Source organism: Candidatus Symbiobacter mobilis CR, from assembly GCF_000477435.1.
Lineage (GTDB): Bacteria > Pseudomonadota > Gammaproteobacteria > Burkholderiales > Burkholderiaceae_C > Rhodoferax > Rhodoferax mobilis.
In genome coordinates, this window is record NC_022576.1 from 2,590,856 (window position 1) to 2,615,212 (window position 24,357).

Genomic DNA, 24,357 nt, shown 5'->3' on the forward strand with positions numbered 1-24,357 from the left:
TCCCCGTCCCGAGGTAGCGGCGGAAGCCGCTGGCAGCGGTTGCTGCCATGATTGAGGTTTCACACTGAATCATTCGTTCGAAAGGGGAAGTCCATGAATATTGTCACCGTAGGCATCGATCTCGCCAAGAATGTATTCGCTTTGCATGGTGTTGACCAGAGCGGCAAGGCGGTTTTCATCAAGCCCAAGGTGGCTCGCAGCCAACTGCTCGAAATGATCGCCCACCTGCCGCCCTGCCTGATCGGCATGGAAGCCTGCTCCGGTGCGCATTACTGGGCAAGAGAATTCAGCCGCTTCGGCCACACCGTGAAGTTGATGGCGCCGAAGTTCGTGGCGCCCTACCGGATGAGCGGCAAACGCGGCAAGAATGACGCCGCCGATGCCGCAGCTATCTGCGAAGCCGTCATCCGGCCCAACATGCGCTTCGTCCCGATCAAGGACGTCGATCAACAAGCCATTCTCTGCCTGCACCGCACCCGGCAAGGTTTTGTCGAAGAACGCACCGCGCTCTACAACCGCTTGCGCGGCCTGATCAGTGAATTCGGCATTGTTTTGCCGCAGAAAGTCGAACGCCTGCGCCGGGAAATCGGCGCCCATCTCGAAGCACTCCCCGGTTGGGCCAATCGTTGTGTCGGCGACCTGCTTGCTCACGCCGACCGCCTGAATGAACGCATTGAGGAATACGACAAAGCAATTGCCCAAGCTGCCCGCCTGGACGCCAGAAGCCGACAACTCATGCAACTCCCCGGGATCGGCCCGACCACGGCCAGCGCCCTGGTTGCCAGCCTGGGCGGCGGCCACGACTTCAAGAACGGTCGGCAACTCGCCGCCTGGGCCGGACTCGTCCCCGGCCAATACAGCAGTGGCGGCAAGGCACGCTTGGGCAGGATCACCAAGGCGGGCGACGCCTACCTGCGCAGTCTGCTCGTCATGGGCGCCCGATCTGTTCTCGCCGGACTCGGCGACAAGCAAGACCGCTTCAGTCGCTGGGCCAGGAATCTGGTCGAACGACGGGGCTACTGGAAAGCGGCGGTCGCCATCGCCGCCAAGAATCTGCGGCTGGCCTGGGCGGTATTGCACTACGGCGACGATTTCCGACGCATCGAAGAGACTGCCTGAACAGCAAAATCGTCTGTAGGGCAAATGAAAAAGGAATCACCGGCTGATCGCTGGCAGCCCAAGACCAGCGAAGCACTGCCAGCGTTGATGTGAAGCGGGTTGGACCCGCGCGGGGAGAGCCTGATTAGCTCCAGGAGAGGAAGTCACTCTCGGCTAACGAATGAGGTCCCCGCGCGCGTCTTTTATCAGGGTCCGGGCAAAAGCCCAACATGACCGGTTGTAGTACCGCAGTCCTTCACCTTCTCGCACCGACACGGCAGGGAATTGATGAATCGCAGAAAAACAGGATCAGGAATGAAACGATAAAACTTCAGAACGTCGCTTGCGGAAAACGGGGAAGCCCTTGTAGTAGAGCTAACCGGCGCTGCACGGCTTTATCGCGCAGCGTTTGTGTTGAGCGCCGGGTGTGCGCCCAGCATGTGCGCGAACGAATAGGGTGAAAACCCCTTGAGCGAGAACCGGATGGGACTCATCGTGAGCAATAGTCACCACCAGCCGACGGCAAGGGCTGCTTCGCGAGGAGTAGTCTGGAGGAAGCCAGAGTGCAAAGGTGCGAGCCGACTTGTAGCACCGCCCACTGCGTACCCGCACGGTGGGTGGTGTGGGGGGCGACGGTTAGAAGCCGTTGCCTACCCGATCAGGTGGTCAAAGCAACTTCAATAAATTTGCTATTGGATTTGGGCATCGGAATTGGTTGACCTTCGAATCGCAAGTCTTCCAAGTGAAATGGAATAGCCTCTTGAATAAGGCTGACAACTTCATCTTCAGTTTCACCAACGGCGACACAGCCCGGAAGGTCCGGAACGAAAGAACCATAACTTGTCTCGCCTTTTTCAACCACTACCAAATATCGCATGATTACTCCTTTAAGCCAGCTTGCTTGAGTACCCTGTTCAAGGTTCCGGGTGGCACGTCTACGCTGAGTTTTCCAGCAATAGTAACGGTTCCAGATTTAATCTGTCCTTTTCAATAACCCGTATCAACTCCAAAACTTTCATGCGGAAAATTTTACGCCCTGCCCACGAAAACGCCTAACGAATGAAATGGACTTTCCCATCCTGGATGATCCGCACAGTCACGAGATACGGAATCAAAATGCCACGCTGAGAAGTCGCATCTCTCATCAACTCACTGGTTTTCTGGCAGGGGAAATCTCATGGCTATCGTAACCGTTGGCATCGAGCTGGCAAAGAATGTCTTCGCCGTGCATGGTGTGGATTCTTCCGGAAATGCCGTGCTGATACGCCCCCACGTGCCTCGCACGAAGCTGCCTGAACTCATCGCCTCACTACCGCCATGCTTCATCGGCATGGAAGCCTGCTCCGGCGCTCACCATTGGGCGCGTCAGTTTGCCACGTTTGGCCACAGCGTGCGTTGGGTGGCTCCCAAATTCGTCGCCCCCTACCGTCCTCTCAGGCAAGCGCGGCAAGAATGATGCTGCGGACGCAGCGGCCATCTGTGAGGCTACTCGTTGATGTGCAAAGGTTGGGATCTGCGCCGGGAAATGCTCGATGAACTCAAGGGGACAAGAGAGGAGAAATCCTCCCAATCCCGACTAACGAATGGGGTACCCGGTGCGCGTCTTTCATCAGGGTCTGCTGCAATCAAAGCAGTAACAGTGACCGTTTGTAGTACCGCCATCCGCAACATTTTCCAAAGAGCATCAACGAACAGACCACACCGCGATACGGGTTATCTGAGTTGAAAAACCGACAACCAAGACCTGAGTCAATCGCTACGCGACTGACTCAGGGAGGTTATTGCTTGCAAAGAGGGTGAAGCCCTTGTAGTTCGAGTTAGGCGTCGCTGGTGGAGCGACGAGATGTACGCCCGCGAACCTTGGCGGCGGGATTTACTTGTGCGGCATTTACCGTAAGAGGCCCAAGCTTATCTACACGCGTCAGTCCGAGCTTTGCGAGGCCGATCATTGCTCCAGGAGTGATCTGCGCAGGCGTGGGACCGAAGTTCCCGAATGCGAACTGATACTCAAGCAGTAGGTCGTACAGGCCTTCGTGCAAGCCATACTTTTTGACCAGGAGTTCAGCTACTTCCTTCATTGAGAGTGGCGTAGCGACGGGAACTGGGGCTTGGGGTTGCGCTAGCGATTCAGTGGACATTTGATGTGCTCCATTGAACGTTGTCCGATGCCACAGCTTGAACTGTCTTGATCATTCGAGGTGGGGTCTCAAAAGTGACCGTCACAGTGTGGTTTATCTCGGTGCGAACATTGAGGAAGGCATCAAGTGCTTGGACCACAACATCGTTTAGAGCGACCTCATCGCAGACTGCTCTCATGGCGGCAGCGCGATGAAGAGCGGGAGGAACGCGAACGTTGAACAGGCCCCTAAATGGACGCTGAGGTTCCTTTCCAACTTCAGCGCAAGTCGCGATGTAGTCGTCGACGGCCGCCTCAAACTCGGCCTGCAGACCATTTGGATCTGAGGCCTGATAGGTGACGAGATCATCGATGAACAAGATTCGACCATGACACACATGGCGCGACATATCGATCTCGGCCGTTCCTTCGTAGTCCTTGTACTTGAGTGTGTCCATTGCTATTTCTTGATGAATCCATAGGCCCGCAGATGCTCGACTACTCCCACGACACAGCCCTTGTCAACTACTGGCGAAGGGTGGGGTTCGTGACAGATCACGAGCGCCTCCTTCTCGGCGTGAAAGAACTTGCGGCGCGATCCGCTGTTCTTGAGCATCTTGTAGCCGAGGTGCTCGAGTAGTGCCTTGAGATCGTTCCACTTGAGGTCAGCGGGTGGCGGGATGGCGCACAGCCTATCGAGTGCCTTCTGGTGCTTAGACATGCAGCATACATCCGTGTGGGCATCAGTGTAACCGTAAAGTAGTTACGCCTGTTGACCTCTGTTTAGGGGGAAGATGTCGTCGAGCGAGCCGACTTGTTGAATCGCCCATTGCGGACCCGCACGGTGGGTGGGGTGACGGCTAGAAACCGATGCCTACCCGATTAGGCATCGGTGCTGAACAGGCGCACACGACGCACAACCCACGAACGGTAGCCAGCGCACAAAAGTCAAAACAATATTTCAACAGCAAGTGCAACAAAGGCGCAGCTAATGCAAAATGATAGCTGATAACATAGATTTGACAAGGGGTATAGGCACGAAAGGCATCACAATTTGAACTGCCTAACCGATGATTTCCATCCTGCACCCTGTCGCGTCAGCTCAGTAGCACGTCGTCCGGTAGTGCCCTTTGACCTTGGTGCCATCCTTGCGGGTGTAGCTGTTGATCCACACCGTTTTGCATCCTGTCACTGGTGTGTAGGGCTTGGTGCTGGTACCAGTACTTGTTGAAGGCGTCACCACAGGCGTTGTTAGTGTGGTGGTTGCGGGGGCGGACCACACTGGATCGTCGCTGGTGCAGGTGGGTGGAGTCGGGTCGGTGCCGTTGCGATACACCCAAGGCGGCGTGGCCACAAAAGCCCACAAATCCAAATCTGCGGATTCAGCGGCAGACTGCGCAGCAGCAAACTCTATCCGCAAATCGGCGGGTTGCTCGCACTGGTATTGCTTGTAATGCCATGCTGAACCCGAGCGCACCTGCTGGAGGTTGGCAAAAACGCAGCCACTGGTGAACACCGAACCCACCGTGCGACCGTACTTGTCCACCTTGCTGTAGTACACCGTGACGGACTTGCCTTCGACCAGCGATTTCAGGTTGTCCCTTGACTGGGTGCCGTAGGTTTGGGCCAACTCAGGGGCATCAATTGCATCCAGCCGGACGGTGGTAGATCCAAGCTTGATGGTGTCGCCATCATGCACCGAAGTAACCACCCCGACCATAGATGTCGATGGTACGGTGTAACCGCAAAACGTGACCGTGTTGCTGGTGGCGAAGCTGGCGTTGGGGGCCAAATCCAGGTTGTTTGAGGGGGCATCCAGTTCCAGTTGAAGCGGGGGTTGTGCCACGGGGACTGGAGTGGCCTCGGTCGCAGCTACCCACGTTGAAGGGGCGGAAGTTGATGGCTCTGGGTCGTCACCGCCGCCACAGGCGGCCAAGGCTAGTATGGTCAGCGAGGCTACAAAGGTAAGAATGGGTTTCATGCGATTCTGATTAATAAAACTAATGTGTAAGGAAGGTCTGCATAAATCCCAATTTCGGCGGCCTATTTGTCGTAACCTATTGATTATTCTGTGGCAGAAACATAAAAAAATGACTTATGCAGAGGTTCCCTAACTCAGGGGCGCAGAGTTAGACAGTGAATAGTAACAAAGAGGATTGCAGCACAAGGAGGGTCATGGAATTTTACGCTGGACATGATGCTTGTCCTTCTTTGAATTTTTCCATAGATTTGGATGCATTTTCAAAATATGATTCAGAGAAAATCTGTCCCATATTCAATTCGTTACGCATGAATGTTAAAAATCCTTTTTCCGTGCTGTTCATGCTTTCAATTAGTTGAATTTTTCCTTGATCTGGACAAGGCGGAACCGTTAATTTTTCAGTTTCTCGTTTGATAGATTGTAAATTTGCAACAGGGCCGGATAATGCAATTCTTCCCGTGGTCGATGCAATTTTCAATGGTCATTCCAGCGTGCAACAATATCATCCACGGATTTCAATGAAGCCGTTAGTGTATCGTGCTGTGCCTGCTCCTCTTCTTTCCTTTGTTCTAAAGATTTTCGCTCTCGGTCAGCCTGATTTTCACGTTGTTATGCTTGCGCAGTTTCTTGTGCATTTTTTGAAGGATTCTTTGTTTATTTTTGTATTCGCTAAATTTCCATGCACCAATAAATAATATTACAAGTAACAGAAAATCATCCAAACTGAAAATCTTGTTGTGATCTTTTTGTCTTTAGGAAAAAATTTTCTTTAACATTTTTTATTATCAATCACAAGGTTAAAACCACCGGCTTTAGCCGGTCAGCTTTAGCTACGCGAATAAGCCTCAAAAAAGGGGACGGCATGGATTATAGATACGGAAGTCATACAGTATTCCAGATAGAGTATCACTTTGTATGGGTTACGAAATACCGTTACAAGGTTCTGACGGGAGAAATTGGGGAGCGGGTCAGAGAGCTAGTGCGAGAAACATGTGAGGCATTTGAAATCAGGATTGTGAAGGGTGTGGTAAGTAGTATCTGACAGAAAAATAGAAAACCATGCAAAATCAACAGGGTACGCTACGTTTGGGTGGGTGAAGATTGAGCCGCTTTCCTGCGATTTTCATGAGATTATGCATAAGATGTCGCATTACACACAAAATTTTTAATTTTGATATAATATTTTCATCCTACTTCAATCTTCATTAAAATAATTGGGAACTACATGCGCTCTGTCATAAATCCTCAGATGAAATTAGGCGAAGATCCTATCGCCAACATTCAACTTGATCTGCGTTCTCGCGATGATATCCCAAAATTGCTGCTAGGACTTCAGTACATCTACACAATACCAGACGTACGCAAAGAAGTTTTCTCTATCCTCTCAGAAATTCTCCCGGTACTCCCTTCTGGTGAAAAAGTAAAAGCACATATGGGTCGCCCAGGTATGTCGCAGTGGCAAATTCTTGTCATCGGTGTGGTTCGATTGGGTCTGAATATCGATTACGACCGATTGGAAGAGCTGGTGAATCAACATCGGACATTGCGACAAATGCTCGGGCATACTGACTGGTATGATGAGACAAAATACAACGTGCAAACCCTGAAAGATAATTTGAGGTTATTTACCCCAGAGATTCTTGATCGAATCAATCAAGTTGTGGTCAAAACCGGCCATACGCTAGTAAAAAAAAGCCCGGACGACGTTCTACACGGTCGTTGTGATTCCTTTGTCGTTGAAACAGATGTACATTTTCCAACCGATTTGAATCTTCTTTTTGATGCTATAAAAAAGATCATTGCATGGAGTGCAAAGTTAGCGGAGAAACATAAATTGTCTGGCTGGCGTCAGCATGAACACTCTTATCGCCAATTCAAAAAGCAGTATCGCCATATCCAGCGGCTTCGGCGCTCTCATTCAAAAAATGAAGCCAAACGTGCAGCAAAGGAAGCTGCCATCCACGAAGCATGCGAGGAATATCTCAAGCAAGCCAAAGAGCTGTTCGAGCGCGCCACCCAAACAAGGCAGGAAGTCGTCTTGGCTGCATCGCAGATCAGCGCACAGGAGCAAGGGTTGCTATCGAAGCTGCAGGTCTTCATAGGGCATGCAGAAAAGTTATCAGATCAGATTCGCCGTAGGGTGATCAACGGGGAACGCATTCCGCATTCGGAAAAGATATTCTCGCTGTTTGAACCGCATACGGAGTGGATAAGCAAAGGCAAGGCTGGTGTGCCTGTGGAATTGGGGGTAAAGGTTTGTATTCTGGAAGATCAACATCGTTTCATTCTGCATCATCACGTTATGGAGAAGCAAGAAGATAACGAAGTTGCTGTACCAATGGTTGAAGCTGCCAAAGAACGATTCTCGACTTTGAATGCCGTGAGTTTTGACAAAGGATTCCACAGTCAAGAGAATCAGAAAAAATTGGCAAAATTATTAGACTGTGCTGCTTTACCAAAGAAAGGGCGCTGTTCTCAAGCGGAACAAGAACGAGAATCGAGCGAGACATTTGTGAAACTACGGAAAGCACATTCTGCTGTAGAGTCGGCGATCAATGGATTGGAACACTTTGGTTTGGATATGTGCCCCGATGAGGGAATAAAAGGATTCAAACGCTATGTTTCATTGTCAGTCTTGGCACGAAATTTTTACCGTATTGGCATGGTGGTTCGTCAGCAATCGATTGATGCCGAGCGAACGACACCACCATCCATTCGTCGAGCGGCTTGATGCCGCTCGACGGTCTTTTTCAAGGGATGCATGAGTGGTTGCAGAGGATAGCTTTTCCTTCATTCACCAATAATTCAATTTTTGGAGCAGGATACATGGTTTTTGTCAAAATTCGACCGCAAAAAAATTTGTAATCCGGTCTAGGTTCCGGATCACTTCCTGAAAGTACCGGGTACACGCATCAAAAATCCGACTTTTCTGTCAGCCACTAAGTAAGGATCACGTGCATATCTTGGTAAGTTGCCCGCCGGTAATGGCACCAAGTGAGATTGTCCGGAGGCTGAAAGGGCGGACAGCAAGCAAGCTGTTGGAAGAGTTTCCACACATAAAAAAGAGATACTGGGGACGTCACTTTTGGGCGAGAGGATACTTTTGTGCAACTGTAGGGCAGATGACAGAAGAAATGATTAAGAGCTACTTAGAACACCATTTTGAACCGAGGCAGAACGATGATTTCAAGATGGAGCCGGGCTAAAACGCGTCGTTCAGCCGACGCGTATCCGGACTTTCAGTCCGTAATATCAACCCACCAGCTTTAGCTGGTGGTTGTTGAGTTGTGGAATTGGTTTTGAATGGAAATCAGCTATAGATGAAACCTAAAGTGCGACACGGCGCTGCCTAACATCCAAACTCAGGGATGCGCCGTAGGTGCGATCCACTGGAGTGCAGGGTGTGCGCCCAGCATGGGCGCGAACTTATGGGGTGGAAGTCCCCTGTGGGAGAACCGAATTGGACTCAACGTGAGCAATAGTAACCACTAGCCGACGGCAAGGGCTGCTTTGCGAGAAGTAGTCTGGAGGAAGCCCGAGTGCAAATGTGCGAGACGACGAACAGAAACCGCATAGAAGGCCCAGAGTGCCGAGGCGAGCTGCCCGCTGCGTGCCGAAGAAACTGGTGGAATCGTCATCCCGGAACACAGCGTGACTTGCAGCAAGGTAATACCGGTCTATCCCCGAACTAGACGAGTGGATCAGAAAGCGTATCCGAATGTGCTACTGGAAACAGTGGCGCTGGCTGCGTACGAAGATCAAGAACTTGCTGGCTTTGGGCATAAGCCTGAAGTCGGCGATTCAGCACGGTATCAGCAGCAAGAGCTATTGGCAGATGTTCAGAACCCCGGTTATCAATCAGGCCATATCCAGCGTGTGGTTACAGGAGCAGGGTTTGCTGAGTGTGAAAGACCTGTGGTGCAAGGCACAGGGATACATGGTTATGAAGCGAAAGACATCGTCGAGCGAGCCGACTTGTGAAACCGCCTATTGCGGACCTGCACGGTGGGTGGTGTGGGGGGCGACGGCTAGAAGCCGTTGCCTACTCGATTAGGCCGGTTGGTCTCACCCTGTAATAAGCAAGGAAATAAAATCATCTTGGCTCGTAGTTATTTCTTTTTGAACACGGAGCTTCAATTTATCAGCTTCAGGTACCATTATTTTGTAACGTATGTAACCTGGAAAACGAGGTTCAATAATCTCGACTTTCTTTTCCAAAGCTCCTAAGTCACACAATTTCTGCAATGTGTCAGTAGACACGCCTGAATTAGAGCCTATTTCAGTAGGCAATATGCCCTTAAAGTGATTAGGGCGCAAGTGAGGTGCAACATGGCGATATACGTTTCAGGAAGTTTTTCCCAACGAACCAGAATTCGGCGAAAGCGATTCATCCAGCTATGTGTACGTTCTACTACCCAGCGCCGTGCCTTGAAACCAGCTTCTTGCTTTATAGATTTAGCTTCTTCGCCTCTGGAACGAATGTGAGCCGTAAAGCCAAATTCTTTGACGATCTCTCTTACTTCATCAAAATCGTATCCTTTGTCCAAGCAGATGCCTTGTGGTTTTGTATCCGTCGGGTCTGGTCGTTTTGCTTTGATGTCTTCCAGCGTACTCCTGACCAACTTCATGTCGTGCCGATTCGCACCGTCGATGGCGACGGCAAGCGGTATGCCTGCACCATCAGTAAGCACACTGCGCTTGACACCTTGCTTGCCTCGATCTGTTGGGTTGGCCCCAGTTGTTTGCTGACCTGCTAGGGGCGCTTTGGTTAACGCTCCATCCATGGATGTCCATGCCCAATCAATGCCTTGGGATTTGTCGTATTCGACCAATTGTTGTATCCAAAGGGCTGAAAATATACCTGCTTTCGTCCATTCGCGAAAGCGTCGATAGGCAGAACTGCACGAGCAAATTCCGGTCATGTTTAAGGCGTTCCACTGGCAGCCAGTTCGCAATACGAAAAGAATTGCGTTCATTGCGCTGCGATCAGATACACGCGGATTATGGCAACCAAGGGGATGTTTTTTGGGTTCAGGGAGCGATGATTTTATTATTCCCCAGAGTGCATCATGCAATCTCCGCCCATCATCATGAAATATCAGGCCCATAATTTTCCTCATCTGGGTTATTGCGACTGTGATGATTAATATTATATATCATTAGCCTACTGAAATAGGCTCTTAGTAGCTTCAAGCACATTACTGTTTATTATTTCTAAGTCAACCCAATCAGTCGAAATAGCCTTGAAAACTAACTCTCGCCGCTTTAAATTTGCTGTAGAGCGATCTTTAAGCGATCCATTGAAAGAGGAGTTCCTTCTAAAAAGCTCAATCTCTTTCCGGGGGCGTGAAGGTACGCCGGCTAAAACTTGGTATGCTATGCTGATACTTTGCAAAGCTGTTTCCCATCGTTCGTAGGCTTGGGGAGTATCATAAAGTATATCGCCTTGCGAAAAAGAAAAAGTGCTGCCTTGCGTCCAGATACGGCTTTTTTTGCCGTCTGTAATCTTATCTGTCTTCTTGATATCAAGGGCATCCAGAAAACATGTACGGACCGCTACTCCCCATCCTTTTGCAAAACCTTCTTTGAAATCTGCTAATAAATCGTTTATACGTTCGCCATTGTCTCTAAGTGATATTGCAAGGCTAAGGATTTCAAGTGATTTTCTTCTGTATACGTCAGTATCTTGCAACATGTTTGAGGTTTCGTTGTCATTATTCATTATTATTTCTCTTATTGAAAACCAGTTTACGGATTAGTAATAAGATAAGGTTAAAGTTTTTATTAAACATTCATCATTTTCCAAAATTCTTGTGGTGAAATAATACTTGTTCCATATTCCAGAGCTTTTTTAGTTTTATTTGTTAGTTCTTTATACTCGCCTGTTACTAAAAAAACACATCCATTTGTTACATTATCAAGCCATACAAATCCTACATTATTTGCTATTCTTCTTGCCTCTTTCCTTTCAAGTTTGTTCCCGCTCTGGTCGTACATCTGACCTGTAAAGCAAATAGTATTTCCATACCAAGACCCATCTTTATTGACAGATTGTTCATCTGAGAATCTTTCAATTGCATTCCAACAAGCTGCTGCTGGGTCTCTATAGTAATTTCCCACACCTCTTTTTCTCTTTATTTCTTCCCATAAACTCTGTTTTTCTAAGAAAGAGTAGCAACTATCAATCCTATCTTGATTTAATTCCAAATTTTCAATAGCTTGAGCTAGTCGGTCAATTACGTTTCCTTCTTTTGAATAGTACCAACTCCCATTAGCTTCCTGCCTCCAGCCATAGCCTCGCCTATCAACAGGCTTATCATTAACATAAAACTGTCCATTTTCATCACAAGTAATTTTAAATTTACTCATAAATTTGTATCCTTGAACGTAGCCTAACGTAAATTCAACTGCACCACAATGCAGTCTATCCTGCCAAACTGCCGTGTACCAAGCATTTCTCTGAAGTCATGAATGCTCCCACTGCCCAATCTCCTCGCTTTCTTGACTAGATCCGAGAGGCGCTTCGTTTGCGGCATTACAGCTTGCGCACCGAGCAAGCATACATCGACCGAACAAAACGCTTACCCATGTTTCATGGCAAGCACCATACGCATGAACTGGGGCCGCATGATGGCGAGGCATTTGTACATCCTTGGCATTGGCCATGAAAGGTAGCGTTTCGGCCTCGACCCAAGCGGCCACAGCCTTTGCCAACGGCGCTAACACCAGAAGAAGTGCCCCAGATGCTGGCCCGCATGAAAAGTACGCATGCGCTAATCAACACTCGGGTTCCCGCCTAACTGGCCACTAACTGACCAATATCTTGCGCAATGCCGCGATGTCCACCCCACGGCGTGCAGCCTGATCCTGAATCTGATCCTCACCGATTTTTCCGACGGCGAAGTACCGGCTTTCGGGGTGGGATAGATAAAAACCGCTGACGCTCGCGGGGGGCCAGATGGCGTGGTTTTCTGTCAGGTGCATACCGGCCTGCGCGCAGTCGAGCAGCGCGAAAACGTCTTGCTTGACGGTGTGGTCCGGGCAGGCGGGGTAGCCGGGGGCGGGGCGGATTCCCTGGTACTTTTCGGCGATGAGGTCGTCTATCGAGAGCGCTTCGCCCGGCGCGTAGCCCCAGAGATCGGTGCGCACCCGGTGGTGCATCTGCTCCGCCAGGGCTTCGGCCAAGCGGTCTGCCAGCGTTTTGAGCAGGATGGCGCTGTAGTCGTCGTGGTTTGCGACGAACTGCGCGGCGCGTTCCTCTACGCCAATGCCGGTTGTCACCGAAAACACGCCCACGTAGTCGACATCCCCAGCATCCGCAGGCAGCACAAAGTCCGATAGGCAGCGGTTCGGCGGCAAAGCACCGTCGATCTCTTCCCTGGCGATTTGCTGGCGCAGTCCGTACCACGTCAGTGCCACGTGGTTGCGCGATGAGTCGGTGTACAGCACGATGTCATCGCCGACTGCATTCGCGGGGTAGAAGCCGATAACGGCGTTGGCCGTGATCCATCGCCCTTCGACGATGCGCCGCAGCATGGCCTGCGCGTCGGCGTAGACCTTGCGTGCCTGTTCGCCCACCGTCGGATCGTCGAGGATCGAAGGGAATGATCCCGCCAAATCCCACACCTGAAAAAACGGCTTCCAGTCGATGTACCCGACCAAGGTGCCCAGGTCGATATGGTGGAACGCACGCTTGCCGAGGAACTTGGGCACCACGCTGCGGTAGCCCTTCCACCCCGGTTGTCCATCGTTCCCGGTCGGCATCCATCGGTTGGCACGTGCGCGTTCCAACGGCCACAGCGTGGGGGGTTTTTTCTGCGCATGCAGCGTGCGCACCTTGTCGTAGTCGGCACGCAGCGCGGCGCGGTACGCCGCTGTGTCGCCGGAAAGCAGCCCCTGCACCACGCCGACGCTGCGCGAGGCATCGGGCACGTAGACGACCGGCCCTTCGTAACGGGGCGCGATCTTGACGGCGGTATGCACGCGGCTGGTCGTTGCGCCGCCGATAAGCAGCGGAATCTGCCGGTCGCGAAAGTACGCATCCGCCTGCATCTCCGCAGCGACGGATTGCATTTCTTCCAGGCTGGGGGTGATCAGGCCGGACAACCCGACGATGTCGGCCCCTTCGGCCTTGGCGCGCTCCAGAATCTTGTGTCCGGGCACCATCACGCCGAGGTCGATGACTTCGTAGTTGTTGCACTGAAGCACGACGGCGACGATGTTTTTGCCGATGTCATGCACATCGCCCTTGACCGTGGCGATGATCATCTTGCCCCGTGCGGTGACGGTGCGCCCTGCGGCTTCGTCCTCGCGGCGTTCGGCCTCGATGTACCCAACGAGGTGCGCAACGGCCCGCTTCATCACCCGAGCGCTTTTGACGACCTGTGGCAGGAACATCTTGCCTTGGCCGAACAGGTCGCCGACGATGGCCATTCCCGCCATCAGCGGGCCTTCGATCACGGCCAGCGCCCGCCCGCCTTGGGCGACGACTTCGCGGTACGCCTCTTCGGTGTCCGCGACGATGTACTCGTCGATGCCATGCACCATCGCGTGGCCCAGGCGCTGCGCTACGGGAACGGGGGCTTCGGGGGTGCCCCGCCACGCCAGCCGTTGGGTTTCGTCCCGTGCTGCGCCCCGGGCCTGCTCTGCAATCTCCAGCAGGCGATCTGCCGCGTCGGGCCGCCTATCGAGCACCACGTCCTCGACCCGTTCGCGCAGCAGGGGGTCGAGATCGTCGTAGACGCCGACCATCCCTGCATTGACGATGCCCATATCCATCCCGGCAGCAATCGCGTGGTACAGAAACACGGTGTGGATCGCTTCGCGAACCGGGTCATTGCCCCGGAAGCTGAAGCTCACGTTGCTGACGCCACCACTGACCTTGGCCCCCGGCAGGTGGGTTTTGATCCACCGCGTGGCTTCGATGAAATCGACGGCGTAGTGGTTGTGCTCTTCGATCCCGGTCGCAATCGCAAAGATGTTGGGGTCGAAAACGATGTCTTCGGCGGGGAACCCCACCTCATTGACAAGGATGCGGTACGCACGCTCGCAAATCGCGATCTTGCGTGCGTAGGTATCCGCCTGCCCCTGTTCGTCGAAGGCCATGACGACCGCTGCGGCACCGTAGCGGCAAAGCAGCCTGGCGCGTTGGCGAAAGGTGTCTGCCCCGTCTTTGAGGCTGATCGAGTTGACGATGGCTTTGCCCTGCACGCAACGCAACCCGGCTTCGATCACTTCCCACCGGCTCGAATCGAGCATGAACGGCACGCGGGCGATATCCGGCTCGCCAGCGATGAGGTGCAGAAAGCGCACCATCGCAGCCTCGCCGTCGAGCATGGCTTCATCCATGTTGATGTCGATGATCTGCGCACCGGCCTCGACTTGCTGGCGCGCAACGCTGACGGCGCGTTCAAAGTCCCCGGCCAAGATCATCTTGGCGAAGGCGCGGGAACCTGTGACGTTGGTGCGCTCCCCCACGGGGATGAACCCCGCACGGGCAGCGCCGGGGGCGCCGAGTACCAGGGGTTCGAGTCCGGCCAGGCGTAAGGGAGGGATAGCGTGCATGGGGTTCACCGGTGGTGGAATGGGGAAGAGTGGGCTGGCGGCACGAGGCCCGGAGGACGCCACCGCCGCAATCGCAAGGCATTGGCGATGACGCTGACCGAACTCAGCGCCATGGCTCCTCCCGCCAGAACGGGGCTGAGGTAGCCGAACATCGCCAGCGGGATCGTCACGACGTTGTAGACGAAAGCCCACCACAGGTTTTGGCGGATCGTCGTGGTGGTGCGCCGGGCAATATCGATGGCTGCGGGAACCAGCGCCAGGTCGTCGCGCAGCAGGGTGATGGCGCTGGCATGGATGGCCACGTCGGCACCTAGATGCCCGTGCGCAATCGCCATGCCCACATCCGCAGCGGCCAGCGCGGGGGCATCGTTGATTCCGTCGCCCACCATGATCACACCGTGCCCATGCTGGCGCAGCGTTTCCACCGCAGCGATCTTGTCTTGTGGCAAGGCTCCGCTTTGCGTGGCGTTGGGGTCGATCCCCACTTGGCTTGCCACGCGGTGTACGGCTTGGGGATGGTCGCCGGAAACCATCCGCACCTGCATCCCCATCGACCGCAACGCCAGCACGGCAGGGGCCGCGCTGGGCCGCACTGCGTCGGCAAAAGCCAGCACCGCCAGCGTCTGCGTGCCCTGGGGTGCATTCCGCCACAGCACGGACACGGTGTGCCCTTGCTGCAAAGCGGCTTCTACCGCCAGCGCGGGAACCGACCCACCCTGCTCTTGCGCCCATGCCAAGCTACCCAAGGTGTAGGGATGTTCTTCGACTGCCCCGGATATCCCCTTGCCGGGTACCGCGTGCAGACCATGCACCGGCGGGATGTCGATCTTTCTTTGCCGTGCTGCGTCCAGCACGGCGCGTGCCAGCGGGTGCTCGCTACCGCTCTGCAAGGCTGCTGCCCAGCGCAGACACGAGGATTCGTCGTACTCCGGCGCGCAGTCGATACGTTCCAGCCGCGCCTGGCCCATGGTCAGGGTTCCGGTCTTGTCGAAAACGACCGTGTCGCAACGCCGTGCCTGCTCCAGCGCCTGCACGTCGCGTACCAGGATGCCGTAGCGCGCAGCCACCCCGGTGCCGACGACGATCGCTGCCGGGGTAGCCAGCCCCAACGCACAAGGGCAGGCCACGACGAGCACGGCCACGGCGCGCAGCAGCGCGGTATCGAAGGGCAGTCCCATTCCCCACCCGACGACGAAGGTTCCTATCCCAAGCAGCAAAACGATGGGAACGAATACGGCGCTGATCCGATCGACCAACTGTTCGACCGGCGCCTTCGATGCCTGCGCGTCTTCGACCCTGCGCACGACTGCGGCTAGCACTGTGTCCGCCCCCACTGCCTGCACCTGCACCAATACCCGTGCCGCGCCGTTGACCGTACCGGCGACGACGGCATCCCCCGGCCCACGATCCACCGGCATCGGTTCGCCGGTCAGCATGGCTTCGTCGACTTGCGTATGGCCTTCGACGAGCACGCCATCGACGGCGAAGCGCTCGCCGGGCCGCACGGCCAGCGTGTCCCCCGGGCGCACGTCTTCCACCGGAACGTCCGCTTCCCCATCCTGGCCCACGCGGTGCGCGATGTCGGGGCGCAGCCCTTGCAATGCGCGGATTGCCGACGTCGTCTGGCGTCGGGCACGCGCTTCGAGCGCTTTGCCGAGCAGCACCAGCGTGATGACCATCGCGGAACTTTCAAAGTACAGATGCGCGCTGGCTCCTTCCGCCCACCACAGCCATGTCGATAGCGCCCATGCTGCAGTGGTTCCGAGGGCGACGAGGGTGTCCATGTTCGCCGTTCCCCGCCGCAAAGCGCGCCATGCGCCCAGGTAGAACTGCGCGCCCAGCAGGCCCTGCACATGGGTGGCCAACAAAAACTGCCACTTGGCCGGTAGCACGAGGTGCCAGCCCAGCCACGATGCCCACATCGGCAGCATCAAAGGCAGGGCAAAGGACAAGGCCAGCGCCACCTGGCCCCACTCCGCCCAGATGGTGGACAACGAAGAAATCCCCACTCCATCGTTCCCTCGGATGTGGGCTTTCCTCTCGTTCTGCAGCGCAAAGGAGGGTTTGAAGCCTTCCCGTCGTAGCGCATCCGCGATGCGTTCTTGCAAGCCGGTATCCGCCAGCGCAGTCACCCGCGCAGTTTGTGCGGCGAGGTTGACGACAGCGCCTTGCACCCCTTCCACCGCGAGCAGGCTTTGTTCGACGCGGCGCACGCACGATGCGCAGCGCATGCCCTGGATACCCAGATCGAACGTGGTGGCGAACGTCTCGGCGGTCGCGGAAGGGGGTGCGGAGAGCATCATGAAAGGCCCAATCTGGGGGAAGGATCGGGGTATATCATGAACTTTCCCCACCATCTGGAGCTTGCTATGGGACTCATGGACTTCATCAAGAAGCAGTTCATCGACATCATCGAATCCACCGAGGAAGGCGATGGCCTGCTTGCGTGGCGCTTTCCGATGGAAGACATGGAAATCCAGACGGGCGCACGGCTGGTCGTTCGCGCTTCGCAAATGGCGATGTTCGTCAACGAAGGGCAGGTGGCGGATGTCTTCGGGCCGGGAACACACCGGCTCACGACGCAAACGCTGCCCGTGCTGACGTACCTGAACCATTGGGACAAGCTCTTCGAGTCGCCGTTCAAGAGCGATGTGTACTTCTTCAGCACGCGGTTGCAGCTAGACCAAAAATGGGGAACGCCGCAATCCGTCTCCCTGCGCGACAAGGATTTCGGTGCGGTGCGGGTCCGCGCTTTCGGCAACTACAGCTTCCGCATCGTTGACCCCAAACAGTTCCACACCGAAGTCTCCGGCACCCGCGAACGCTACGAAGTGACCGACCTCGAAGGGCAGTTGCGCGCGCTGGTCGTGCAGAACCTCAGCAACGCCGTCGCCGCAGGGCAGGTGCCTTTTCTGGATTTGGCGGCCAACCTGGACTACTTTGCGCAACTGCTCGCCAAAACTCTGCAAGGCCCTTTCGAGCGGCTCGGGTTGGCGCTCGATACGGTCACGGTGCAAAGCGTCACGCTCCCCGACGAATTGCAAAAAGTGCTCGACCAGAAGATCGGCATGGGCATGGTCGGCGACGACATGGCCAAGTTCTTGCAATACCAGACCGGGCAAGCCATTCCGCAATTTGCGCAGGGTGCCGGGGGTGGCGCAGGGGGTGGCCTGGCTGGCGATGCCATGGGCCTGGGCGCAGGCATGGCGATGGGGCAGATGCTGGCGCAGACGTTGTCCGCAGGGCTGCAAGGCGCTGTCGCTTCTGCATCCGCCGCCCCCCGAGCCGCCCCCGAGCCGACCGCCGATGCAGTGATGGACATGCTCGAACGGCTCGGCCAGTTGCGCGACAAAGGCATCCTCACCGCTGCGGAGTTCGACGCCAAAAAGGCGGAGTTGCTGCAGAAGTTGGGGTGAGGTGGCAATCCTGTCCGCAGGTGGAATGAACCCGCGCCGCCTGCCATGACCGTCCCTCCCTCGTTCGTGCAAGAGCTGTTGGCCCGCGTCGACATCGTCGAAGTGGTCGGGCGGCATGTCCGCCTGAAGAAGGGCGGTGCGAATTGGATGGGGCTGTGTCCGTTTCATAGCGAAAAGTCCCCCTCCTTTTCGGTCAGCCCGGCCAAGCAGTTTTTTCACTGCTTCGGCTGTGGCAAGAGCGGGGACGCCATCACCTTTTTGATGGAGCACCAAGGCATGCCGTTTCGCGATGCGGTGCAGGAACTCGCGATGCAGCATGGGATGACCGTCCCGCAGGACAACGCTGGTACTACAGACACCTTGGCAGCCCGCGAGCGCGTCCGTCGGCGGTTGACGTTGACGCAGGTGCTCGAACAGGCGTGCGCGGCGTACCAGCAGGCGCTCAAGACATCGCAAACCGCTGTGGCGTATCTGCGCCAACGTGGCCTGGATGGCGCTATCGCCAAGCGCTACGGGATAGGCTATGCCTCGGGGGGGTGGCAGTTTCTCGCCAGCGTGTTCCCGCACTATGACGATCCCTTGCTCGCCGAATCCGGCCTCGTGATCGACCATGCGGAAGAGGGCGCGCAGTCGCGGCGCTACGACCGGTTTCGCGATCGGATCATGTTCCCCATCCGCAATGTCAAGGGCGAATGCATCGGCTTCGGCGGCCGCGTGCTGGGCGCGGACAAGCCCAAATACCTCAACTCCCCGGAAACCCCCGTTTTCAGCAAAGGGCGTGAGCTGTATGGATTGTTCGAGGGCCGGGGCGGCATTCGCGAAGCCGGGTACGCCCTCGTCACCGAAGGCTATATGGATGTCGTCGCGCTGGCGCAGATGGGTTTTGCCAACGCGGTGGCCACGCTGGGCACGGCGTGTACGCCGGAACACGTGGGCAAGCTGTTTCGCTTCACCGACGCAGTGGTGTTCAGCTTCGACGGGGATGCCGCAGGCCGCAACGCCGCACGCAAGGCGCTTGATGCCGTGTTGCCGTTGGCCACGGACGTGCGCAGCATCAAATTCCTGTTCTTGCCACCGGAGCACGACCCCGATAGCTTCATCCGCGCACACGGCGCCCAGGCGTTTGGGCACGCTGTGCAGGAGGCCTTGCCGCTAAGCCGTTTTCTGCTCGACGTTGCGCAGGAGGGCTGCGATCTGCACGTTTCCGAAGGGCGTTCGCGCACTGCGCACCGCGTGCGCCCCTTGTGGGAGCTGCTTCCGGCTGGGGGGTTGCGGCACCAGGTGCTGGGGGAAATCGCCTCGCTGGTGCAGGTGGGCAGGCAGGAGCTGATGGACATCTGGCAGGAACAGCAATCCGCCGATGCCTGGCATTCCCGGGCTGCTCCTGCTAGTACACCTGCCATGCGCCGTTCGCCGCAATCTTTGCGGCCTTTACCACGGCGGCGCGTTTTTGCCTCACAGGGTGGCAGGTTGCGCCCCCCTAGCCGTGCCGACCGCGCCGTGCGCATCCTGCTCGACGACCTTGGCGCGATGGAGGGACTCACCGCCGAAGACCTGGCGTTGTTATGCGCCTTGCCCGACCCCCACGGCGCACTGTTGCGCTGGCTGGAAGGACAGTTTCACGAGCACGGCGCGCAAACCTGGGTGGCCTTGCGCGCAGGGTTGGCGGGGCACCCGGCAGAGCAATGGGCCGTACAGCGCATGGCCGACGCATCCGCGCAAGAGCCTGCGGATATCGACGAAACACGCAACGAGCTACGTACCCTGCTGTACCGCATGCATATCGACCAGCTTATGGTGCTGGAAACGCGGGCCATCGAAGAGTCGCGGGACAACCCCGAAGCGTTGCATCGGTACCGGGAATTGCAAAATCGCCGCAAGTGGCTGCAAGCGCAGGCTGGCGCTGCGACGGAAGATTAAGGCTGCTTGAGGCTGTGGCTCCACATCGATAATTTGTGCAGCCTTTCCCTTGATTCACTGCCCCCATGAATTTGCATCAACTCAGTTACTTGGTCGTCGACGACCTGGAATTGATGCGTGCCGTCACCGTCAACCAATTGCGCGGGATGGGCTGCGACAAGATCAAGATGGCCCGCAATGGCGCCGAAGCGCTGGAGATGTTGCGGCTGGGCAAGTATGACGTCGTGCTGTCGGACTGGAACATGCCAGTCATGTCCGGGCTGGATTTGCTCAAGGCGATCCGCGCCGACGCCAAGCTCGCCAAGCTGCCTTTTTTGATGATCACCGCCGAGGCGGAACGACGTCGCATTGAGATGGTGATCAATGCTGGGGTCACGAGCCTGCTGGTCAAGCCCTACAACGCAGGGAGCCTCAAGGCCCGGCTGGAATTCATTTTCCGGCCCCGCTCCGCGTCTGCACCCAGGCCCGCTGGGAATGCGAACCTGCCCCCTCCTTCCGACGACGCAGACGGTTTTGAAATGGGTCCCACCCTCGAACCGTCGCGCATCCTCGTTGTCGATGACTACCCCGTCAGCTTGCGCCTGCTCGAAAAAATGTTCAAGGACGAGTACCAGGTGCTTAGCGCTGCCGATGGCGAAGCCGCCCTCGCGCTGTGCGATACCGACTCTCCCCCGGATCTCATCCTGATGGACGTGCTGATGCCGGGGATGGACGGCTTCGAGGTCGTGCGCCGCCTGCGGGAACGGCCTGCCACGGCGCAACTCCCCGTCATCTTCGTCACCGGGCTGACCGACGACGAAGCGCGGCTCAAGGGCATGGAATTGGGCGCGGTGGACTTCGTCTCCAAAACGTCCGACCCCAAGGCGCTGCGTGCGCGGGTGCGCAATTTCATCCAGTTCGTCGACATGCGCCGCAAGCTGCAAGCCGACTACGACTCCATGCTCGAAGCCGCCCGCACGCGGGAGGACGCGGAAAACATCTCCCGCCACGATCTCAAAGGTTCGCTCGCAGGCATCGTCGGCATGGTGCAGGCGCTGGCGGAAGATGACTCCCTCGCGCCCCAACACGTCGCGCAGTTGCGCCTGGTCGAGCAAACCGCGCAGCAGGCGATGAATATGGTCAATCTGGCCGGTGATCTGTACAAGATCGAAATGGGGCAATACCGGCTTCGCGCCGTTCCAGTAGAGATCGGGGAAGTGCTGCACCGGATCGTCGACCTGTTCCGCCCAACCTTTTCCGACAAACGCCTCACGATTGAGGTCGATACCGATACCCCCGTCGGCACCGAGCTACCGCAGGCGCTGGGTGATCCGATGCTTTGCCACTCGCTATTCCAAAACCTGCTCAAAAACGCCTGCGAGGCAGCGCCCCCCGATACGCGGGTCACTGTCCACCTCAAGGACGAATCCCCGTTGCGGGTACTCATCACCAACAGTGGCGTGGTTCCGGCCACGCTGCGCGCACGGTTTTTTGAAAAGTTCGCCACCAGTGGCAAGGTTGGCGGCAGCGGCCTGGGTACGTACTCCGCGCAAATGCTTGCCAAGGCGCAGAACGGATCGATCACGATGGTCACGAGCGACGAGTTGCACAGCACGACCGTCACCGTCACGCTGCCCCGCCATAGTCAAGATGCCCCGCCACTGGCCGGGGCGTAGGCCACGGACACCACCATGGGACACCGGCTCACGCGCATCGTCACCCGCACCGGCGACGACGGAACCACCGGCCTCGGGGATGGCTCCCGCGTCTCCAAAAACGATGCGCGCGTTCATGCGCTGGGTGAGGTCGACGAGCTAAACGCCCATATCGGGCTGCTGCTGTGCGAGCCACTGCCACCGGGGGTGCAGCCGTTGCTGGTCGGAATCCAGCACCAGTTGTTCGATGTAGGCGCCGAGCTGGCTACCCCGGGGTACACGGTGCTGACCGAGCAAGCAGTGGGTGTACTCGACGAGGCCATCGCGCACTACAACGCCGAGCTGCCTGCGCTGCGCGAATTTCTGCTCCCCGCAGGCACCCGCGCCGCAGCGCAGGCCCATGTGTGCAGAACGGTGGCGCGACGTGCAGAACGTGTACTCGTTGCCCTCGTCACCGTAGTCGAACGGGAATCGCCATCGCCGCCATCACTTTCCTCGTTGCCAGGGCTGCAACGACTTCAACGCTACCTGAATCGCCTAAGCGACTTGCTGTTCGTGCTGGCGCGGGTCTGCAATCTGCATGAGACAGGCTGCGAAGCGGTATGGCGCGGAACCGCTGGAGAGACTTCCGCCTTCGCGGGCATGACGGACTGATGGTCGCTCAAGGCGATGCAGGCCACAGCGTCTGAAAATCGAATGAAAGCTGCCGTTGGTGGCGGATGGAAAGCAAGTAGTCCGTGCCCTTGATTCGCGCGTACAAAAGCAGGTAGTGCGTCATCACGTATTCGCGCAGTTCGCCGTCCTTAGCGAGCGAGCCAAGTTGTTTGGTCAGGCGAGCCATCCCGTTGGCAACCTCGACTGAGCGCGTAGGCCGTTCTAGGAACAAGCGCCCCATGCCGGGGAAGCTTTCTAGATTGGGGATGACGGTACCCGTCAGCTCGTCCAGCAGCGCGTCGAAGGCATGCGGAGCCTCGGCTTCAACGAAGAAGGCCTCAAGCTCCTCAAGGTTCCGTTCGAAGTTGCCCGTGAGTTTGACGGTGTGCTTGGCTGTCACGATGCGATGCCGTTCTTATCCTGCAGCCTTAGAACCTATTCCAGTAGGAGCTGCGCCATCGCATTGCACGCGGCGGCGTTTGATGGCGTTCAGCGTGCTGTGCGCATCCTTGACCTTGCCCGCTGCGACATCTGCGAGGCCGTTGCTCGCATCATCAATCAGCAGCAGGTGGATGCGTTCGCGTTCTAGCTGGTGGTAGTAGTCCAGCCGTTGGGCGTCGATCATGGCCACATAGCTCTCACCGTTCTTGGTGATGATCTTCTCGGCTCCAGCCTTCACCTGGTCGGCCAGTTCGGACAGGTTCGCCCTGGCTTGCGACAGCGGGATCACGTCACCGGCAGAAATGGCCATGCTTGGCTCCTTCAAGTGTTGTACAAAATTCTGCACATCATATGCGCTCTGAAACGCTGCTTCGGCTCGCCTGCCTACTGAAATAGGTTCTTAGCAATTGCTCATCGCAACTCCCGCCGCTCCTACAACGGGAGCGGAAGCGTTGTGTTGAGGGGGGAGCTTGGGGGGGCGCGAAGGGCATCGGGTGGCGCAGCAGCCATAGGGGCCTGTAAACCCAGATGCAGGTATGCCGACGCGGTGGCAACGCGCCCGCGGGCTGTGCGTTGCAGGTAGCCTTGCTGGATCAGGTACGGTTCGATTACGTCCTCGATCGTTTCGCGCTCTTCGCCGATGCTGGCGGCGATGTTGTCGAGGCCCACAGGCCCGCCGTCGAAGCGGTGGATGACTGCTTCGAGCAGCTTGCGATCCATCAGATCCAGCCCCTGGGGGTCTACGTCGAGCATCGCCAGCCCTGCTTGCGCGATGTCCTGCGTGATGTGGCCTGCGCCTTTGACTTGGGCGTAGTCGCGCACCCTGCGTAGCAGGCGGTTGGCGATGCGCGGGGTGCCGCGCGAGCGGCGGGCGATTTCGTGGCTGCCTTCCGCGTCGGTGGGAATCCCCAGCAGGGAAGCGCTGCGGCGAACGATTTGCACCAGTTCCTCGGGGGTATAAAACTCCAGCCGGGCGACGATCCCAAAGCGGTCGCGCAAGGGGTTGGTCAGCATCCCGGCCCGCGTGGTCGCGCCGACGAGGGTGAAAGGCTGCACATCGAGCTGGATCGACCGCGCGCCAGGGCCTTCGCCGATCATGATGTCGATCTTGTAGTCCTCCATCGCCGGGTAGAGGATTTCCTCGACCACCGGGCTGAGGCGGTGGATTTCGTCGATGAACAGGACGTCGTTGCGTTCCAGGTTCGTCAGCATCGCAGCGAGGTCGCGGGGTTTTTCGAGGACGGGGCCGCTGGTTTGCCGCAGCCCCACGCCCAGCTCGCGGGCAAGGATGTGGCTCAGTGTCGTTTTGCCCAGACCGGGGGGGCCGAAGAGCAGGACGTGATCGAGCGCCTCTTTCCGGTTTTTGGCTGCTCCGATGAAGATTTCCAGTTGCGCGCGCACCTTGGCCTGCCCGACATAGTCGCGCAACAGGGTGGGGCGCAAGGCGCGCTCGGCCTGCTCTTCGTTGCGCGACGTGGCAGCGCCTTGCACGATGCGCTGCGCGGGGGCCGCCCCCAGGGCATCGACCTGGAT

The 24,357-nt window shown here is 56.7% G+C and carries 22 protein-coding genes and 3 pseudogenes; 11 read left to right on the forward strand and 14 right to left on the reverse strand.

Annotation, left to right across the window (positions count from 1 at the left end; genetic code table 11):
• Nucleotides 1-93: 93 nt before the first annotated feature.
• Complete coding sequence (locus tag CENROD_RS10575; RefSeq protein WP_022776018.1) at nucleotides 94-1,119, forward strand: IS110 family RNA-guided transposase; 1,026 nt, start codon at nucleotides 94-96, stop codon at nucleotides 1,117-1,119.
• A gap of 637 nt (nucleotides 1,120-1,756) precedes the next feature.
• Here the strand turns inward: CENROD_RS10575 and CENROD_RS13280 are convergent.
• Nucleotides 1,757-1,975: a type II toxin-antitoxin system HicB family antitoxin gene (locus CENROD_RS13280; protein WP_022776022.1), complete on the reverse strand. Its 219-nt coding sequence runs from the start codon at nucleotides 1,973-1,975 to the stop codon at nucleotides 1,757-1,759.
• Nucleotides 1,976-2,275: 300 nt separating this feature from the next.
• Between CENROD_RS13280 and CENROD_RS10580 the strand changes: the two are divergent.
• A pseudogene (locus CENROD_RS10580) lies at nucleotides 2,276-2,585 on the forward strand (IS110 family transposase); the annotation flags it as partial.
• Nucleotides 2,586-3,225: 640 nt separating this feature from the next.
• Here CENROD_RS10580 and CENROD_RS10590 read toward each other — a convergent pair.
• From CENROD_RS10590 to CENROD_RS13725, 4 genes are all read right to left on the reverse strand, one after another.
• Nucleotides 3,226-3,672: a type II toxin-antitoxin system HicB family antitoxin gene (locus CENROD_RS10590; RefSeq protein WP_022776038.1), complete on the reverse strand. Its 447-nt coding sequence runs from the start codon at nucleotides 3,670-3,672 to the stop codon at nucleotides 3,226-3,228.
• A gap of 2 nt (nucleotides 3,673-3,674) precedes the next feature.
• Nucleotides 3,675-3,935: a type II toxin-antitoxin system HicA family toxin gene (locus CENROD_RS10595; RefSeq protein WP_022776042.1), complete on the reverse strand. Its 261-nt coding sequence runs from the start codon at nucleotides 3,933-3,935 to the stop codon at nucleotides 3,675-3,677.
• Nucleotides 3,936-4,316: 381 nt separating this feature from the next.
• Complete coding sequence (locus CENROD_RS12685) at nucleotides 4,317-5,195, reverse strand: thermonuclease family protein (protein WP_022776048.1); 879 nt, start codon at nucleotides 5,193-5,195, stop codon at nucleotides 4,317-4,319.
• Nucleotides 5,196-5,397: 202 nt separating this feature from the next.
• Nucleotides 5,398-5,673 (reverse strand): hypothetical protein, encoded by a 276-nt coding sequence (locus CENROD_RS13725; protein ID WP_151194621.1) that lies wholly within the window; start codon nucleotides 5,671-5,673, stop codon nucleotides 5,398-5,400.
• Nucleotides 5,674-6,057: 384 nt separating this feature from the next.
• On the opposite strand from CENROD_RS13725, the pseudogene tnpA (CENROD_RS13285) reads away from it, so the two are divergent.
• The 4 genes and pseudogenes from tnpA (CENROD_RS13285) to CENROD_RS10615 form a co-directional block, all read left to right on the forward strand.
• A pseudogene (gene tnpA / locus CENROD_RS13285) lies at nucleotides 6,058-6,228 on the forward strand (IS200/IS605 family transposase); the annotation flags it as partial.
• A gap of 192 nt (nucleotides 6,229-6,420) precedes the next feature.
• A complete protein-coding gene (locus tag CENROD_RS10605) occupies nucleotides 6,421-7,926 on the forward strand; it encodes an ISNCY-like element ISSymo1 family transposase (RefSeq protein WP_022771644.1) in 1,506 nt (501 codons plus the stop codon).
• Between the two features lie 184 nt (nucleotides 7,927-8,110).
• A pseudogene (gene tnpA, locus CENROD_RS10610) lies at nucleotides 8,111-8,401 on the forward strand (IS200/IS605 family transposase); the annotation flags it as partial.
• Between the two features lie 490 nt (nucleotides 8,402-8,891).
• Complete coding sequence (locus CENROD_RS10615; RefSeq protein WP_187292301.1) at nucleotides 8,892-9,176, forward strand: hypothetical protein; 285 nt, start codon at nucleotides 8,892-8,894, stop codon at nucleotides 9,174-9,176.
• An 84-nt stretch (nucleotides 9,177-9,260) separates the two neighbouring features.
• On the opposite strand, the gene CENROD_RS13975 is transcribed toward CENROD_RS10615, so the two are convergent.
• The 4 genes from CENROD_RS13975 to CENROD_RS13730 form a co-directional block, all read right to left on the reverse strand.
• Nucleotides 9,261-9,455: a hypothetical protein gene (locus CENROD_RS13975; protein ID WP_022776073.1), complete on the reverse strand. Its 195-nt coding sequence runs from the start codon at nucleotides 9,453-9,455 to the stop codon at nucleotides 9,261-9,263.
• A 14-nt stretch (nucleotides 9,456-9,469) separates the two neighbouring features.
• Entirely contained in the window at nucleotides 9,470-10,303 is an 834-nt protein-coding gene (locus CENROD_RS13290; RefSeq protein WP_081699959.1) for an IS5 family transposase, read from the reverse strand.
• Nucleotides 10,304-10,359: 56 nt separating this feature from the next.
• Nucleotides 10,360-10,917 carry a hypothetical protein gene (locus CENROD_RS10625; RefSeq protein WP_022776076.1) on the reverse strand — a complete coding sequence of 186 codons (558 nt, stop codon included), beginning with the start codon at nucleotides 10,915-10,917 and terminating at the stop codon, nucleotides 10,360-10,362.
• A 62-nt stretch (nucleotides 10,918-10,979) separates the two neighbouring features.
• Complete coding sequence (locus CENROD_RS13730) at nucleotides 10,980-11,564, reverse strand: BRCT domain-containing protein (RefSeq protein ID WP_022776079.1); 585 nt, start codon at nucleotides 11,562-11,564, stop codon at nucleotides 10,980-10,982.
• Nucleotides 11,565-11,704: 140 nt separating this feature from the next.
• Here CENROD_RS13730 and CENROD_RS14605 point away from each other — a divergent pair, with 140 nt between their 5' ends.
• On the forward strand, nucleotides 11,705-11,863 hold the full coding sequence (locus CENROD_RS14605) for a phage integrase N-terminal SAM-like domain-containing protein (protein ID WP_420795907.1): 159 nt from the start codon (nucleotides 11,705-11,707) through the stop codon (nucleotides 11,861-11,863).
• A gap of 139 nt (nucleotides 11,864-12,002) precedes the next feature.
• On the opposite strand, the gene metH is transcribed toward CENROD_RS14605, so the two are convergent.
• Together metH and CENROD_RS10635 are read right to left on the reverse strand one after the other, a co-directional pair.
• Nucleotides 12,003-14,759 carry a methionine synthase gene (gene metH / locus CENROD_RS10630; protein WP_022776083.1) on the reverse strand — a complete coding sequence of 919 codons (2,757 nt, stop codon included), beginning with the start codon at nucleotides 14,757-14,759 and terminating at the stop codon, nucleotides 12,003-12,005.
• A 5-nt stretch (nucleotides 14,760-14,764) separates the two neighbouring features.
• Nucleotides 14,765-17,062 carry a heavy metal translocating P-type ATPase gene (locus tag CENROD_RS10635; RefSeq protein ID WP_051360373.1) on the reverse strand — a complete coding sequence of 766 codons (2,298 nt, stop codon included), beginning with the start codon at nucleotides 17,060-17,062 and terminating at the stop codon, nucleotides 14,765-14,767.
• A gap of 66 nt (nucleotides 17,063-17,128) precedes the next feature.
• On the opposite strand from CENROD_RS10635, the gene CENROD_RS10640 reads away from it, so the two are divergent.
• From CENROD_RS10640 to CENROD_RS10655, 4 genes are all read left to right on the forward strand, one after another.
• Nucleotides 17,129-18,175: an SPFH domain-containing protein gene (locus tag CENROD_RS10640; RefSeq protein ID WP_022776092.1), complete on the forward strand. Its 1,047-nt coding sequence runs from the start codon at nucleotides 17,129-17,131 to the stop codon at nucleotides 18,173-18,175.
• A gap of 45 nt (nucleotides 18,176-18,220) precedes the next feature.
• Nucleotides 18,221-20,095, forward strand: a complete 1,875-nt coding sequence (gene dnaG, locus CENROD_RS10645; protein ID WP_022776096.1) for a DNA primase — start codon at nucleotides 18,221-18,223, stop codon at nucleotides 20,093-20,095.
• Nucleotides 20,096-20,160: 65 nt separating this feature from the next.
• Nucleotides 20,161-21,750: an ATP-binding response regulator gene (locus CENROD_RS10650; protein ID WP_022776101.1), complete on the forward strand. Its 1,590-nt coding sequence runs from the start codon at nucleotides 20,161-20,163 to the stop codon at nucleotides 21,748-21,750.
• Nucleotides 21,751-21,765: 15 nt separating this feature from the next.
• A complete protein-coding gene (locus CENROD_RS10655; RefSeq protein WP_022776105.1) occupies nucleotides 21,766-22,383 on the forward strand; it encodes a cob(I)yrinic acid a,c-diamide adenosyltransferase in 618 nt (205 codons plus the stop codon).
• A 7-nt stretch (nucleotides 22,384-22,390) separates the two neighbouring features.
• Here CENROD_RS10655 and CENROD_RS10660 read toward each other — a convergent pair whose 3' ends face one another.
• The 3 genes from CENROD_RS10660 to ruvB form a co-directional block, all read right to left on the reverse strand.
• Nucleotides 22,391-22,783 carry a type II toxin-antitoxin system RelE/ParE family toxin gene (locus CENROD_RS10660; RefSeq protein WP_022776109.1) on the reverse strand — a complete coding sequence of 131 codons (393 nt, stop codon included), beginning with the start codon at nucleotides 22,781-22,783 and terminating at the stop codon, nucleotides 22,391-22,393.
• 15 nt (nucleotides 22,784-22,798) lie between these two features.
• Complete coding sequence (locus CENROD_RS10665; protein ID WP_022776111.1) at nucleotides 22,799-23,134, reverse strand: type II toxin-antitoxin system Phd/YefM family antitoxin; 336 nt, start codon at nucleotides 23,132-23,134, stop codon at nucleotides 22,799-22,801.
• A gap of 122 nt (nucleotides 23,135-23,256) precedes the next feature.
• A complete protein-coding gene (ruvB, locus tag CENROD_RS10670) occupies nucleotides 23,257-24,357 on the reverse strand; it encodes a Holliday junction branch migration DNA helicase RuvB (protein WP_420795908.1) in 1,101 nt (366 codons plus the stop codon).

Coding starts and splice junctions, on each gene's coding strand:
- CENROD_RS12685 (WP_022776048.1), bottom strand. CDS start 5,195: ATGAAACCCATTCTTACCTTTGTAGCCTCGCTGACCATACTAGCCTTG.
- CENROD_RS10625 (WP_022776076.1), bottom strand. CDS start 10,917: ATGAATAATGACAACGAAACCTCAAACATGTTGCAAGATACTGACGTA.
- CENROD_RS10605 (WP_022771644.1), top strand. CDS start 6,421: ATGCGCTCTGTCATAAATCCTCAGATGAAATTAGGCGAAGATCCTATC.
- CENROD_RS10655 (WP_022776105.1), top strand. CDS start 21,766: ATGGGACACCGGCTCACGCGCATCGTCACCCGCACCGGCGACGACGGA.
- CENROD_RS10595 (WP_022776042.1), bottom strand. CDS start 3,935: ATGTCTAAGCACCAGAAGGCACTCGATAGGCTGTGCGCCATCCCGCCA.
- CENROD_RS10665 (WP_022776111.1), bottom strand. CDS start 23,134: ATGGCCATTTCTGCCGGTGACGTGATCCCGCTGTCGCAAGCCAGGGCG.
- CENROD_RS10635 (WP_051360373.1), bottom strand. CDS start 17,062: ATGATGCTCTCCGCACCCCCTTCCGCGACCGCCGAGACGTTCGCCACC.
- CENROD_RS10590 (WP_022776038.1), bottom strand. CDS start 3,672: ATGGACACACTCAAGTACAAGGACTACGAAGGAACGGCCGAGATCGAT.
- metH (WP_022776083.1), bottom strand. CDS start 14,759: ATGCACGCTATCCCTCCCTTACGCCTGGCCGGACTCGAACCCCTGGTA.
- CENROD_RS10650 (WP_022776101.1), top strand. CDS start 20,161: ATGAATTTGCATCAACTCAGTTACTTGGTCGTCGACGACCTGGAATTG.
- dnaG (WP_022776096.1), top strand. CDS start 18,221: ATGACCGTCCCTCCCTCGTTCGTGCAAGAGCTGTTGGCCCGCGTCGAC.
- CENROD_RS10640 (WP_022776092.1), top strand. CDS start 17,129: ATGGGACTCATGGACTTCATCAAGAAGCAGTTCATCGACATCATCGAA.
- CENROD_RS13730 (WP_022776079.1), bottom strand. CDS start 11,564: ATGAGTAAATTTAAAATTACTTGTGATGAAAATGGACAGTTTTATGTT.
- CENROD_RS13280 (WP_022776022.1), bottom strand. CDS start 1,975: ATGCGATATTTGGTAGTGGTTGAAAAAGGCGAGACAAGTTATGGTTCT.
- CENROD_RS10575 (WP_022776018.1), top strand. CDS start 94: ATGAATATTGTCACCGTAGGCATCGATCTCGCCAAGAATGTATTCGCT.
- CENROD_RS13290 (WP_081699959.1), bottom strand. CDS start 10,303: ATGGGCCTGATATTTCATGATGATGGGCGGAGATTGCATGATGCACTC.